Below are 13,800 nucleotides of genomic sequence, written 5' to 3' on the forward strand. Positions count from 1 at the left end.
TAGCTCTCGTTGAGCAGGTCTGCGAGCATCTTTGGACAAGAAACTCAACGACCTGCTCACTTCTCAAACTGACTCAACTAGACAGTGCCAGCAGATCAATCTTGACAATATCCGGATAGGATGGGTCCCCACCTTGTGAACTATACCCCCTGTACGTAACACTCGTCGGGGTCAATGCAACTGGTACGCGATCCGTTCTATGACACCCTTCCAGTGTGTCAGGTTGGCTCCTCTCGGTCGGTGGTCCTGCTGCTCGAGATAGATCCGAGTATTGGACAGTGGACGATTCTGATAGAGGAGGCGACGTGGACGATCAACGGGTTCGATTTCGGTGGTGAACGGACCACTCGAGAAGGCAGTATACGCGGGATCAGGGTGTCATAGAAAAGTTCCCATACCCTCTCTCTCTCTCTCTCTGTGACTACCCGACAAACGGTAAGTACAGGCGAAGGCGTTACCGGAGCAGCCACCCACATCTCGGATAAATATCAGAAACGATCTGCTGAATACAGAGGTTGTATGCAGCACGCGATAGTCGGTTATTTCACGTTTCGGACGGTGAGACAGCCGTTAGGTAGGTGTGCGTACCACTCACCGTTGGTCTTATACACTTCTTTCAGGTAGTCGTCGGTATGTTGTTCCCGGAGGAGATTGAGACGGAACGTCTCCGTTTGCGACGGCTCTGTCACGAGACAGTCGATGTCTTCGAATACTATGAATTGTGTTCTCACCACGAGCCAGCAATTGAGGAAGTAACAGAGTACCTCCCATGGGACCCTTATAAGACTGTGAAGGAAACAGCTGACTACATCTCTGAACTCGAATCCAAGTGGGAAGACGGAACACGGGCAGAGTATGTCATTCGCCCAAAGGAGGGTGAACCGGGGGCTAGCGAAATTGTGGGGTCGGGCGGCCTCATCATCGACTGGGAAACCCGAACCGGGAAACCTGCGATTTGGCTTCGCAAGCAGTTCTGGGGCAACGGATACTCCGGCGAACGGGCGGATGTGATACTTGAACTGGCCTTCGAGCGCCTTGATCTCGACCTCGTCGCGGTTCCTGTGCAGGACGGCAACGATAGGTCGCGTGCGGCGGTGGAGAAGTACATTTCCACGCACGGCGGTCAGTACGACGGCGTCATCCGCAACTCGACAGTTCGGCCTGACGGGACGATAATTGACCATCACCGGTACACAGTTACACAAAACCAGTACCGAGAGTCAACACTCGATACATAGGTCGTCTATATTGTTCAATCTCCGCTCTGTACTTACCGATACTGACCACGCCAATTCCGGCCCACTCCTGAATATGCGCTGTGTATCTTGCACGACTCGACGAACCTGACCAATACCTGCCAGATATTTCGATGGTCGGTTCGCAAGTGTAGTGAACGGAGAGTTCGCTCCAGATTGGGTGAAAAGAGCGTCATGCGGATCGTTCTATAACACCCTAGCGGGGGGTAGTACATTGGTACGTTGGGGGAGAGACGAAGACGATGTTGCGGGGTGCGGATAGACGTGTGAATTGCTCGGATTCCGTAGGACTGAGTGTGGTTGACGTGAAGGTGACGCTCGAGGAGAAGAGGGGAGAAGGAGGGAGAAGATCGTGACGGAGGGGTGGAGTCAGAACACGGGTTATGAGGGAGACGACGTCGTTGAGGAGATGACTCGACCAGAGAGGGGGAGCGGAGTACACTTCCACCGAAAGCCCTCGGCCGCTCGGCATCCCGCGCCTCGCTGCGCGCCTCACTCCCTCGCTACGCTCGGTCGTTGCGGTGCTTGCCGGGCGAGAGCCGCGGCTCTCGCTGGCCTCCGCTCGCTCCGCTCGCGGAAACGTCGGCGGGGGACGACCGAAACGTCCTCGCCCTTTCGAAGCCCACCAGGCTGAGCTGAAGGCGGGGATGCTGTAGCTATCCCTCGACTGGTGTGTGGTTACGGCACGCCCCGCTCGCCTTCCCTCCCTCTGCATCGCTCGCGACCGACCATTCCGGGCTGCTCGCTCCCGATGGTCGCTGTGCTGCCGGGCTCTGGTTTCGACGCCAGCGGGTAACCGCGAGGGGTTGCGCGGCGTCGCTGCTCACCCCTCACGGTTACTCCGCTGGACGCTCGCGCCGGTCGTCTCGGCGCGCGGTGCTAGATGGTGGGGATGGTGTCCCGCTCTACTCGCGCCTCAGGGGACCTGAAGGCGCGAGCGAGAGCGGTTGCAGGAGATGAACACAGTTGGGACTCAGAGGTGTTGGAGTGAAGACGCGTTGGAAAGCGCCTTCGGTACTAAGCAATGAGTTCTACGAACTTCCGAGATGATAAAACTTCGGATGAATCGAGTGTCAACCAAGAGGCGGCTGCGGACAAGACGGACAGAGGCGTGGCGGTAGAAGATCCGTTCGCGGAAGATGTCGTGGACGAAACGCCGGAGTTCGCGGCGTCAGTTGATCAGGAGGTCAATACGAAAGTCGAGACGAACCACCCGGAGACGGTGGTTGGACGCGAAGAGAACGAGTTCGGACACCTGCTACTGGCACAGGAAGAACGGATTCGGGCTCGAGAGGAGGAGCTCGAGTTGATCAGCGCAAAGGCGACGTTCGGAACGCAGGAGGGACGAGAGAAGCGGACGCGAGAGGTCGTGGTCGAGCAACGCCGAGAGCGGCGGGTTGAACGGGTTGATCCCCGGTCGGAGCTGGAGCAAGAGCAGTTGGCGGAGGTCAACAAACAATCGGTGCGAATCACGGAGACGGTTCGTGGGGGTCCAAGCCGGGCGGCAGTGAGCCGTGGACTGGCGGAGAAGGTGACGGACGGAAAGTCGATGATCGACGCAACCCTCGAGGAGATGGACAAAGTGAAGGCCGAGTCGGGAACGATCGTGGACATCGCAGACGTGCCGGAGGTGGAAGCAGGTGAAGTGGACGTGGAAGGCGAGATCATCAAATTGTGGGAGCCCTCGAAGTCGTCGATCAGCCAAGTGGGGCTGATCGCGGATGAGACCGAGAAGATGAAGGTCACGATCTGGGAGAACTCCTACCAGACAACAGTGAGCGAGGGAGAGACGGTGCGAATCAGGAACGCGGCGAAGAACTGGCACAACGAGCGATGCAACCTGGCCGTGACCGGCTGGAGCCGCCTCGAGTTCCCCGAGCGCGGCCGGTGGTGGACCCAGGAATAGCGTAGCCGCTCCTCTTTTTTGTGTGTCCGACCACACGCTCGCTTCGCTCGCGTCCTCCCCACCCTCCTCGCTTTGCTCCCTGTAGTCGCATCGCTCGTCCCTCGCACGTTCTGTGCGCTGAAGCGCGCAGTCATCGCGCGCCACCGCTGATGCAGCTCAGAGAGCCTCGCGGAAGCGACCAATCGGACAGCACCCACACCCCAACAGCGAGAAGGGCAGAGAGGATAACTCGAGGTGGCACTGCTGAGTTCGGAGCGCACAGCCGGTGGTGTTGTTCGTCCCCAGAGGGGTAGAGGAACCAGAGATGACGGTGACAGACAGCAAGCAGGAGTCGATTGTTGTTGAGTTTGCTCTGTCAAATAGGCTCATACCAAACAGTGGGTCGCCAGTCGGGAAAAGCCGGTGGGACAATCATCGTTACATAAAAACCACTGACATGGTCATTCGGCCCGATTTCACGACGAGCGGATCCGGGTAGTAAGTACTTCTTGCGTACAGTCTTCGGAAGCAGATTGTTGGTAGCGATAGGGGTTCGGGATCGGTCAACAGAACGCTTGGTTTAGGCGATGAGACATCTGTTCATATTACCTTTCGTTCAACACACCGTTACAGAGAAATTGACAGAAGGCTCTTCACCAACAATGTACTTCGGAAGAGCGGTCGATGAAGTGATTCACGCTGAAATACCTTGGCAAAAATAATTTATTTTCGAATTCTCTCTTAGACTAAATAGTCGTGAAGGAGGCGAGAGCGGGATAGATATATTCACATCGATCTCTTTGCTCTCCTTCCTGCCTATTAAATTCGGAGAAAACTTTTTAGTAATACTGAAGCGTAATACGACCACGTATGTCGACAGTATCAGCGAAGATCCCTGATGACCTAAAGAAGGAACTGGAACAGGAGGACATCAATGTGAGCGAGGTTATTCGTAATGCTCTCGAGGAGGAAATTACCGAACGTAGGAGGGAAAAATTGAGACGAGATGCGGATTCCCTCAGGAAGAAGGTAGATGATGGTATAGAAACTGATGAGATCGTTGAAGCAGTTCGTGAAACCCGTCAGGAGAACTAATGTCTGAATATCTTTTTGACGCCAGCTCTGTGGTAGATATGCTCATTGGCGAAAGTAGTTCCGATATAGATGTCAGCATCTTATTTGATGAACATGTGTTGGATTTGACGATGTATGAGGTGGCGAATTCGCTTTGGAAGATTGGGATGGTCAACGATAATCTGACTGATGATGAGTTGGAAGACGCGATTGATATTCTCGATCGACTTGGGACGGAAATGAGACTGAGTACCGTGATTAACGAAAATCTCCCTCCAACAATGGATGTCGCTCAAGCAAACGGACTCACGTTCTATGACGCGGCTTATCTTGCTACTGCAGAGCAGAATGATCTCACACTGGTGACTGAAGATAGCGCGCTTCGTGATTCCGCACGTGATCAAGATATTTCAGTGGATAACGTGCGTACCAGCTCTCTGAGATAAGGTAGCTCACAGGGTGTCCTAGAAAAATTCTCATACCTTCTCTCTGTGATTACCCGACAAACGGTAAGTACAGGCGAAAGAGTTGCCGCTGCCAGCATCCGCGAGCGAAGCGAGCGGTTCACCGCCGGAGCGGGCGAAGCCCGCGAAGGCGGCCTTTTTAGCGTAGATTTTTGCGCCGAGAGGTTCCGAACGAAGTGAGGAATCCCGAGGCGGAAAAAGGTACGTAGGCAAGTGTAGTGAACGGATAGTTCGATCCAGATTCGGTGAAAAGAACGTCATGCGGATCGTTCGAGGACACCCTCGAACCGGCCTCTGCTGCAGTTTTCGCCATTCGATTAAGTGTAAAAATGTTAAATAGATAGTAATATTCTACTTTCACAGCGCGGAAACATACAATTCTCAATGAAAAGAAGTCAAATACAGCATCGTTGAATACTCTCGTAATATGGATGACCTCACCGGCTTCCAACGAGACCTCCTGTACGTGATCGCAGGTGCCGACCGCCCGTCCGGCCAGGATGTCAAGGAGGAGATAGAGGGGTACTATGAGAGTGAGATCAATCACGGCCGGCTGTACCCAAACCTCGACACGCTTGTCAACAAGGAGTTGGTCGAAAAGGGGGAACTCGACCGACGGACGAACTATTATGCGATCGGCGACGCAGGGGAGCAAGCGATCCAGGATAGACGAGAGTGGGAAGATCAGTACGTCGAGTTGTAGTGCAACCCATATTCGTTCGTTCGAGACCGTTGGAAATGCCGACCGTTTTGCCAATGAGAAGGCTTATCCTGGCAAAGTTGAGTCTTCCACTGTATGCCAAGTGAGAGAACAATGACAAATCACGTTACAGTAATTGGTCGTGGAGTGCCATCCAACTACGAAATTAGCGTCGATGGTGATATCGAACCAGTTGAGACTGACTCGCTTGAGAAAACCACAGTAGTCTCGGAACATGCTGTCGAGGGGACGATCGAAACCGGCGTCCATCGGTTCCGGTTTTCTGGAGAACTGGCGAATGTCCATGTTCTCGATTGGAACGGAACTCCAGCATCTGAATCACCGAGCACACCGGAAATCCACATCGATTACGGCGTCCCCGACCGGAAGAACAACAGCTAGTAAATCCTACGGAATTGTCTGAGAAAGCGCTTGCTGCTCGAGCGGTGGGCCCATCTGCACCGTCCGGTTGTTTCTGGGAGATTCTGCTCTGTTGAATAGCGATGTCGTCGTAGATCGGCGTAATGTGGACCGACGTGTACGCTGCTACTGGAAGTGGTTTCAGAATTGGCTTCACCCCGTTTCAGGTACGGCTATTCAACACGGCAGGAGATTCTGTCGCTGTAAGTGTAACTGCTATCGCAGCCACGGGCCGACCGTCGGATGGTCGAGTAATCGCGACGGATCTGGTGGCCAGAACAGCGCGCTGCCGAGTGGATCGTTTGGGTCGCCGTACCGATCTGGTGGCAAGATTGTCTCGAGGAACGCATCAACAGCGTCGAGGAGCGTCTGCCTCTCCTCAAGGAGGGATGAAAGAACGGGATCGCGTTCGGAAGCAGTCTGGAACGATAGCGTCAAGCGGTATCCGCTCTCGTCAACGCGAATGATATCGAGTGCCTCGAGTCGGTCGCGATACTTCCGAATTGTCCGTGTCGAGACATCTGTTCGGTCGGCAAGCTCGCGCTGTGACAGGCGGTTTTCGGCTGTGAGAAGCGTATGGATTATTCGGCCCACGGCACTGTTGGGAGGATGTTCCGGTGTTGCTCACGGCCTCTGAAAGTACCTGATGACGACCGTATTGTGTGTCCAGCTGCCCGAGTAGCTGTCGGCCGGCCTCGAGTAACTCGACAGTCCGGTCATCGGCAGGGCCGAACTCAGCGACCAGTCCAAGCTCAGTGAGCGAGTTCGTTTTTAGTAACCGTGCTAGCGTTCAGGGCCGGCCGTAAAACCTACTCATAGCTACTCAGATCGATAGTTTAATCAGTGCTCGAGGAACTCCGTGTTCCGTCGGAACCACCAGACTGCTCTCCACCAACAACGTGCTTCACAAGAGCATTGACTGTTTATCTAGTCTATGGCTCAGGGAGAACTTTTCCCGGGTTGAGTATCCCATTTGGGTCGAGCGCTTTCTTGATTGATCGCATTGCTTCGACTGCCGCGTCTCCATGCTCACTGGCAAGGTAGTCTTGTTTCCCGATCCCAACCCCGTGCTCACCAGTCGCAGTCCCGTTCATTTTGATTGCCTTTTCAACGATTTGCTTTGAAATCTGTTCTCCCTTCGCTACCATCTCTTGGTCTTCAACGTCGACCATAACGAAGTAGTGGAGATTCCCGTCTCCTGCGTGTCCAAAGCACGGGATCAGGAAGTCATATTCCTCACCTAACTCCTTTACGTATCTCACCATCTCTGGGTACTCGCTAATCGGAACCGTCACGTCGCCGGGAGTGAGCGAAGAGAGATCTGGATCAAAGGGGTCAACAGCGTCTGCAAGTTCACGCCGCGCTTCCCAGAGGTCCGTCATCTCTGGGCCGCTTTCAGCAACGGCAAACTCGGTCACATCGTGCGCTTCGAATATCGTCCGACAGAACTCCACTTCGGCTTCGATATTGTGGTTCGCGTGAAACTCGAGGAACACCATTGGCGAGTTCGATAAGCCGGTATCCAGACTCGCGTTTGCCATCTCTGCACTGATCGAATCGATTAGTTCGATCTTGGCAACATCGACACCTGAACGGATGGTATCGAAGATCGCATCGGCTGCATCGCCGAGCGCTGAAAAGGTTGCTCGCCCGCCCCAAACCTGCTCCGGACGGCCAGCCAATTGCAGCGTCGCTCGTGTGATAACCCCAAGTGTTCCCTCACTTCCGACAAGCAAGTCCAGCAAATTATACCCAGACGAAGTCTTCGTCGCCTTGCTCCCGGCAGTTATCACTTTTCCTGTCGGCAACACGGCCTCAACCTCGAGCAGCCAGTCTGCGACTTCACCGTACTTTACGGTCTTCATACCCGACGCATCGTTTGCAAGCATTCCGCCGATCGTCGAGATTTTTCCCGATGAGGGGAGCGACGGCAAAATGAGGCCCTGTTTTCCAACTGCCTCGTTGATCTCGTCGCCGTAAATCCCAGGCCCAACATCAACCTGAAGATTATCTGGACGAATTTCATAAATCTCGTCCATTCGGTTCATATCAAGGCTTATGCCCTTCTCCAGCGGGACAGCATTCCCCTCGAGGCTCGTTCCGGCGGCGTATGGAGTAACTGGTATTCGTTCCTCATTGGCCCACGAAAGTACTGCAGCCACATCTGCAGTGCTCTCGGGCCAAACGACGACGTCCGGGGGCACACCGTTCTCTTCACTGGTTCCCCAGTCGACAGATCGCTCATGTCGGTCTGCATCTGTAAATGATATTTGATCAGGGTCCAGTATCGATGAAAGGGCTTGCAGTTCGTTTGACATACCTGTGTAATCGAACGAAAATCAATTAAACATATGGGTTCCGAGATTTCTCTGGTCGCAAAGACCGTTCTCCACCTCGACTGCCGGTAACTGCTCTCGTTTTTGCCCTCGAGACTCTCGACCCGCTTGGTTCGTCGATTCCGCTACCCGCTCGATATCTACAACTATGTGGAAAAACGGTTCAACGATCAGCGAATACTGACACTAATCGCTAACTGATTGGGCTGGCTTTGTTGTTTCGTCAATTGACTCAGCGTCTCGGCTCGAAAAATAGGAAGCCAGTGCAGGACCAGTAAGTTGGTGGAGAACGACTGCAAGCGCAGGGACTAACGATGCCAGTGGAGAAAAGAATCCAGTTGCGATCGCGACAGCCAGTGCGCTATTTTGCATTCCAACCTCGAACGAGCACGCGCGTGATCGATCTGCCGCCATCCCAAACACGTACCCCGTCCCATAGCCAGCAGACAGGCCAATTACGTTGTGGAGAACGACCGCAAATAAGACGACGACACTCGCAGTAAGGAGATTTTCGATGTTCGCACCGACGACTGCTGCAACGATCGCAACGATTGCCATCACGCTGATCGCAGGGAATACCGTCAATCCCGCTTTCGCAGCAGTTGGTGCATACTGATCAAGAACCCGCCGTAGTGTGAAACCAAGAATGACTGGAATCACGACAATAAAAACGATCTCCTGAAACATCTCCGCAAACGTGACTTGGATTTGTTCTCCGGCAAAGAGAATAACCCAGGCTGGCATCACTATCGGCGCTGCGAGTGTCGTCACGGATGTCACAGTAACTGAAAGAGCAACATCGCCTTTTCCCAGATACGTGTACACGTTGGAGGCCGTCCCACCCGGTGCCGCCCCCAGAATAATGAGACCGATACCAATCTCTGCAGGCAGTGAAAGTATTAGAACGAGTGCATACGCTGCAGTTGGCATAATCAGCCACTGGGCGGCCGCTGCTAGGAGAACGTCTCGTGGGCGCTCGAGAATCCGCTTGAAATCGTCGGTTGTGAGTGTAAGCCCCATCCCCAGCATTACCACTCCTAGAAGTATTGATACATACTCCCCGATCCATACGAACGTTTCAGGACTCAGAAAAGAAAGGACAACCGCGATTACAACCCACAGTACGAAATATTTGCTCACAAGCTGGCTAAATCTCTTCGCTGTGGTAAGGTATGTCATCCTACCTGTATAGCAGAAATGATGTTATTTATATTTGTCGAAGGTGTGATTCTCTTTGAAAAATCGCTTCTTACTGATTGCCATGACCAGTGTCCACACACCCCAAGTACTAATCTGAGAAAGGTGTGCTGAATCATCGCAGTATAGCGGTTTACCACGGCCTAGAGAACCGGATTATTGAGAAGAGGTTTACTCGTGACGTGAGGCTGTCGTCATCTCAGCCGAGGTAATCTGATCAATGAACTTCTCAATGACTGAGCTCGCCTCATTCTCTGGATCATCAGTAGTGGTGTGACGAGGCAGTTCATAGACCGTAATCTCGGCGCCACTGAGAGTTGTAAGGGTCCCTTCGTTGCTCTCGAGGTTGAGGATAGCTGCCTTGAAGATAACGAGAGCACGCGTCTCAGTGACGTCTAAATACTGGATATGGAGGGACTCTAAAGCCGAGAGGAGATCGATTGGAGGTGAAAAGGTGTATTGTTGTGAGACGTCTAAACCATTATCCATTGATTCTATCGTGGTTGTCCCTCTCTAATAGTTCCACTGCTGACCAATGACTCTTGCTTGATCTGTGGACCAATTATCACTATCTGTCCATCCCCGGGTTGTGCTGTTCCTTCGAAAGCAGCCGCCACACCAAGCCATACGCCGACTGCTGGATGTTCGAGTAGTCGATAGGGATCCAGTGGCCAAAACAGCACACTGCCGAGTGGATCATCAGGATCGCCGTATCGTTCTGGTGGTAGTATCATCTCGAGGAGTGCATCGGCCACGTCGAGCAGCGACTGATCGTTTCCGGAGAATTTGGGAACGACGGAAGTACGCCGCTCAGCGGGTGTCTGGAAGGACAGCGCCAGTCGATAGCCGTACTTGTCGATGCAGATGAGATCAAGTGCCTCGAGCTGATTGCGGTAGTTTCGAATCGCTCGTGTTGATACGTCTGCTCGGTCGGCAAGTTCTCGCTGTGAGAGACGACTGTCGGCTGTCAACAGCGTCTGAACGATCCGGCCGATCGTCGGTGGCAGATCAGAGAGCAACGTCTCGGAGTCGAGCGTTCCCAACGCATAGCGGAGTTCGTCCAGCCGGAGCTCTCGGCTCCCGTCTTCGGTGGCGAGTTGGTACAGTGCTCAAGCAGCAGCGTACGGCGAGCTGACTAACGCCTGTAGTAGCGAGATGCTGTCTCGAGTCGGTCGGAGGTTCTTGGCCTGCAGGATCCGCGTCGCAGCCATCGCGTAGCCCGTTCGATCGACTATCGAGAGGGAGACATGGACCGCGAATTCGGGAGCGTTATCAGCGACCGCTGCTGGCGTCTCGAGTGCTTCCTTAAGGTATGGGTGAAGTCGGTGGACGTCCTCACCGCGAACGACGACAGAGCCGATGAGCGACCCCAGCGGGTCATCTGCATCAACAGTCGGTGTGAGTGCGGTGCGACGCTTTTCCTTGCGAGACTCGAACAGTTGTCGGTACGAGGCAAACACACCGTATTTTCCCTGAATCGCAGCCGAAATACTGATCGAGGTTGCGAGCTCGTCTAGCGCATCGGTCTCGAGTCCTGACGGGACGCGAAGCTCTCGAACGAGATCGATTTCGAGGGCATCGAACAGATGGATGATCGAGCCAGCAAGGCCATGAGCGGAGCGCATAATCTCGCTGCGAAAGCGGTTGCGGTCCTCATAGTCGCCGGCGGAGAGTTTCGCGGTGAGGTCCTCGAGGTCGGTCCCCCACTCGATGAACGCCTCACGGAGTGTCTTGGGATTCTCGAGTGCCTCATCCGAGAGCGCACCGATACAACGAGCGTCTCGCAAGATTGCCGGCGGGTCTTCCAGTGACTCGAGGTGGTTGTCGGTGAGCGCTCGGTTGAGCAATCGCGGCGAGGCTAACGCTGTCGCGAGACTCACCACGTACTGGAGGGGGCCACTTGCCCGAACGGCAACGACGGCTTCCTCGCGATCAGCGTCGAAGCTGACGTATCGAGTATGGTCAAGAGCGTCCGTACGGTCCTCGAACGGGGCCTCAACAAGGGTGATCCCGCCGTCCTCTCCACAGCCAGCGGCGGCGGCATGCCCTGGACGGTCGAGGTAGGCCGTCCGGTAGGGGTTGCTGTCCTCGCTGTTGTGGTCACACCCCTCCCCTCGTGTGCGCGGGGTTACACGGCACTGTTGGGAGGATGTTCCGGTGTCGCTCACGGCCTCCGACAGTTCCTGCTGACGACCGTGTTGGGCGTCCAGCTGCTCGAGTAGCTGTCGGCCGGCCTCGAGTAACTCGACAGTCCGATCATCGGCAGGGCCGAACTCAGCGACCAGGCCGAGCTCAGTGAGCGAGTTCGTTTCGGAGACGAGCAGTTGGGAGATTCGGCTGCGATCGACGTCGTGCATCGCCCGCAGCGCGTGCCGAGAGAGTGTCTGGGCAGGTTCATCCTCGAGCTGCCGGAGGAGTTCGACCTTTCGGCCATCTGGATCCAGCGCCTCAAGGGCGTCGTCGACGCGGTCCCCAGCAGGGTGGTATGTCTCTCGCCATTCGCTCACGCCGGGCAGCTCTTCACGGTGATGCTGGGCGAGCCAGTGCTGGGTCCGTCCAGTTGCGATGACACGGACATCGAAGCCCGTTGCGAGGATGGCGAGCAGTCGACAGATCGACTCCCGTTTTCGCCGTGGGGCTTGTTCGAAAGCCCGATCGATAGTGACCGCGAGTGTTGGTGGCTGATCGTCGGGAACATGATCGGCAAAGAACTGTGCGGTCGCGAACAGGTCCTTGAGACTCGCATGGCCCTGCCCGAGCTTTGGCACGAGATCGGCGGCGAGTCGCCACGCGTCGCGACGGTTCCCGCGGGCAACCTCGAGGACTCTGGAGCGCAACCAGTAGGGTATGTTCTGCCCCTCGAGCACGTCGTAACACTCAGGGACAGTCCGGCCGTCGGCGAACCGGCGCACGGCACGGATGAACAGATCTCGGATCGGCTGATGGATGAACAGCTGTTCCCACAGCTCCGAGACGGGAGTAGTGTTGATCTCGAGGCTGGCCTGTGGGGACAGCGGTGGCTGCTGGGTTGGTGTGAGTCCCACGTCGGTCACGGTGGACTCACCTCGAGTGTAAGCGACGGGCGTACTGACTGGCGGCTGGAGTGGCGTGCCATCGAGTCCTGGAAGCGAGTGCGGAGAATGCAGACAGCCGAGTGCAGTGGCTCACCGGCTGCCGGCGCGAGTGCGTGTTAGGGATTCACCGATTCGGGATGGGGATCGCCTCTGGGTCGGCAGCCCTGTTGGAGGGTGGACTCGAGTCCTGGATCTCGGGCTCGAGAACGATCAGTCGAGTTTGCTGAGTGGCCAGATCAGCGCGGGTGCCGAGTCGGCACTGGGCTAAGAGTTCCGTACAGCCAAGCGTCGGCTGGGTGATGGTGTCGGGACTGCAGGCCATGCAGTAGGGTCGATGGATCGTCCAGCGGTCGGTGTCGGCTGGGCGGGAGACAAGGACGGTCGCGCGGTCGCCTTCGTACAGTCGATACTTGCAGTGTTGGCACGTGGTGGTGCCGTGGGGACCAACCGGGACCCCCTCGAGGAGTTGGGTGGGGGTGGTGACGACTTTCATCGGTCGTCACCTTCGAGTGCGTCGAGGAACGAGCTCGTGAGACTCGAGTAGAGGTGTTGGCTTTTGAAGCCTTGTTCGGCTTTGACGTACTCGATCCAGTCGTTGATACGCTGGTCGACGGCCTCGAGGTCGTAGCGGTCGCTTGTTCGTACAGCGGTGGTTCTCCGGGAAGGTAGCCGATGTGCGTGCGGAGGCCGTCTCGGTCTGTGATCGAGACGCCGGCGACGGAGCCAGTTCCACTGCTCGGGTGTGTGAGACCGGTAAACATCCGCATCGTTGTCGTCTTGCCCGCACCGTTCGGGCCAAGGAAGCCGTAGACGACACTCTCCGGTATCGAGAGGGCAAGGTCGTCTACGGCGAGTGTATCTTCGTAGCGTTTCGTCAGTTCAGTGGTTTCGATGGCAGTCATGGTGGAATCGGTCTGGATGTTAGTTGCGGATGAACAGCGAGTAGAGGATACAGCCAAGGCCACAGATTTCGAGAAGCCGACTCGCTACCGGGAGGTAGAAGGTGTAGAGTCGTGGGCCGAGCCCGAGCGAGTTGCCGAGTGATACTCCTAGTATAGAGAGCGAGAACGGGGCGAGTGTAAGGAGGGCGAGGCCAATGGCTAAGAATAGGATCCGTTGGCTGTCATTGCGTCGATATCCTCGGAAGGCCTGGAAGACGATGTAGAGCGCCAACATCATCGCAATCAGCGTGACGGCGAGATGGATGAGATAATCCGTGTATGCTTGCTCCACACCGAACTGTAGCAGCATCGTTAGATGTCCTCCCATATGTCGGTGAAGCGGTCCGCCACGTCATCCGCGGGAGTTTCTTCAACGTCGACGTGTAGTTCACCGTCGTTGAGTTCGACGGTGAGTCGGTCAAGTCGTGCCTCATAGACGCTGTAGTGGTGGCC

Annotated in this window: 14 protein-coding genes and 1 pseudogene; 6 read left to right on the forward strand and 9 right to left on the reverse strand. The window is 55.5% G+C overall.

Translation table 11 applies throughout. The annotated features are described in order from the left end of the window. The first annotated feature begins 632 nt into the window (after window positions 1–632). From C480_RS17830 to C480_RS17855, 6 genes are all read left to right on the forward strand, one after another. Entirely contained in the window at window positions 633–1,238 is a 606-nt protein-coding gene (locus C480_RS17830; RefSeq protein ID WP_006667022.1) for a GNAT family N-acetyltransferase, read from the forward strand. Window positions 1,239–2,280: 1,042 nt separating this feature from the next. After that, on the forward strand, window positions 2,281–3,162 hold the full coding sequence (locus C480_RS17835) for an SOSS complex subunit B family protein (RefSeq protein ID WP_006667023.1): 882 nt from the start codon (window positions 2,281–2,283) through the stop codon (window positions 3,160–3,162). Between the two features lie 849 nt (window positions 3,163–4,011). Further along, window positions 4,012–4,236: a hypothetical protein gene (locus C480_RS17840; protein WP_006667024.1), complete on the forward strand. Its 225-nt coding sequence runs from the start codon at window positions 4,012–4,014 to the stop codon at window positions 4,234–4,236. Beyond that, on the forward strand, window positions 4,236–4,661 hold the full coding sequence (locus C480_RS17845) for a type II toxin-antitoxin system VapC family toxin (RefSeq protein WP_006667025.1): 426 nt from the start codon (window positions 4,236–4,238) through the stop codon (window positions 4,659–4,661). Before C480_RS17840 ends, C480_RS17845 begins: the two co-directional genes overlap by 1 nt. Window positions 4,662–5,106: 445 nt before the next feature. Next, window positions 5,107–5,382, forward strand: a complete 276-nt coding sequence (locus C480_RS17850) for a PadR family transcriptional regulator (protein ID WP_006667026.1) — start codon at window positions 5,107–5,109, stop codon at window positions 5,380–5,382. A gap of 93 nt (window positions 5,383–5,475) precedes the next feature. Continuing rightward, window positions 5,476–5,781 (forward strand): hypothetical protein, encoded by a 306-nt coding sequence (locus tag C480_RS17855; RefSeq protein WP_049903930.1) that lies wholly within the window; start codon window positions 5,476–5,478, stop codon window positions 5,779–5,781. 234 nt (window positions 5,782–6,015) lie between these two features. Here the strand turns inward: C480_RS17855 and C480_RS24275 are convergent, their stop codons facing one another. The 9 genes and pseudogenes from C480_RS24275 to C480_RS17890 all read right to left on the reverse strand — a co-directional run bounded on the left by C480_RS24275 (window position 6,016) and on the right by C480_RS17890 (window position 13,657). Continuing rightward, window positions 6,016–6,237, reverse strand: a complete 222-nt coding sequence (locus C480_RS24275) for a hypothetical protein (protein ID WP_241433869.1) — start codon at window positions 6,235–6,237, stop codon at window positions 6,016–6,018. Window positions 6,238–6,297: 60 nt separating this feature from the next. Next, window positions 6,298–6,393: pseudogene (locus tag C480_RS24280) on the reverse strand (HTH domain-containing protein); the annotation flags it as partial. Window positions 6,394–6,731: 338 nt separating this feature from the next. Further along, window positions 6,732–8,117 (reverse strand): FAD-binding oxidoreductase, encoded by a 1,386-nt coding sequence (locus C480_RS17865; protein WP_006667029.1) that lies wholly within the window; start codon window positions 8,115–8,117, stop codon window positions 6,732–6,734. 204 nt (window positions 8,118–8,321) lie between these two features. Then, the gene (locus tag C480_RS17870) at window positions 8,322–9,314 is read right to left on the reverse strand and encodes a bile acid:sodium symporter family protein (protein WP_006667030.1); all 993 of its coding nucleotides are present in this window, start codon (window positions 9,312–9,314) and stop codon (window positions 8,322–8,324) included. A gap of 189 nt (window positions 9,315–9,503) precedes the next feature. After that, on the reverse strand, window positions 9,504–9,821 hold the full coding sequence (locus tag C480_RS17875) for a hypothetical protein (RefSeq protein WP_006667031.1): 318 nt from the start codon (window positions 9,819–9,821) through the stop codon (window positions 9,504–9,506). 5 nt (window positions 9,822–9,826) lie between these two features. Then, complete coding sequence (locus C480_RS24285) at window positions 9,827–10,375, reverse strand: helix-turn-helix domain-containing protein (RefSeq protein WP_241433867.1); 549 nt, start codon at window positions 10,373–10,375, stop codon at window positions 9,827–9,829. 66 nt (window positions 10,376–10,441) lie between these two features. Next, window positions 10,442–12,385: a hypothetical protein gene (locus C480_RS17880; protein ID WP_241433868.1), complete on the reverse strand. Its 1,944-nt coding sequence runs from the start codon at window positions 12,383–12,385 to the stop codon at window positions 10,442–10,444. A 257-nt stretch (window positions 12,386–12,642) separates the two neighbouring features. Further along, window positions 12,643–13,308 (reverse strand): ATP-binding cassette domain-containing protein, encoded by a 666-nt coding sequence (locus tag C480_RS24290; protein ID WP_006667032.1) that lies wholly within the window; start codon window positions 13,306–13,308, stop codon window positions 12,643–12,645. Window positions 13,309–13,327: 19 nt separating this feature from the next. Continuing rightward, on the reverse strand, window positions 13,328–13,657 hold the full coding sequence (locus C480_RS17890) for a DUF7521 family protein (protein WP_006667033.1): 330 nt from the start codon (window positions 13,655–13,657) through the stop codon (window positions 13,328–13,330). Between the last annotated feature and the right edge of the window lie 143 nt (window positions 13,658–13,800).

This window comes from Natrialba aegyptia DSM 13077, from assembly GCF_000337535.1.
GTDB lineage: Archaea > Halobacteriota > Halobacteria > Halobacteriales > Natrialbaceae > Natrialba > Natrialba aegyptia.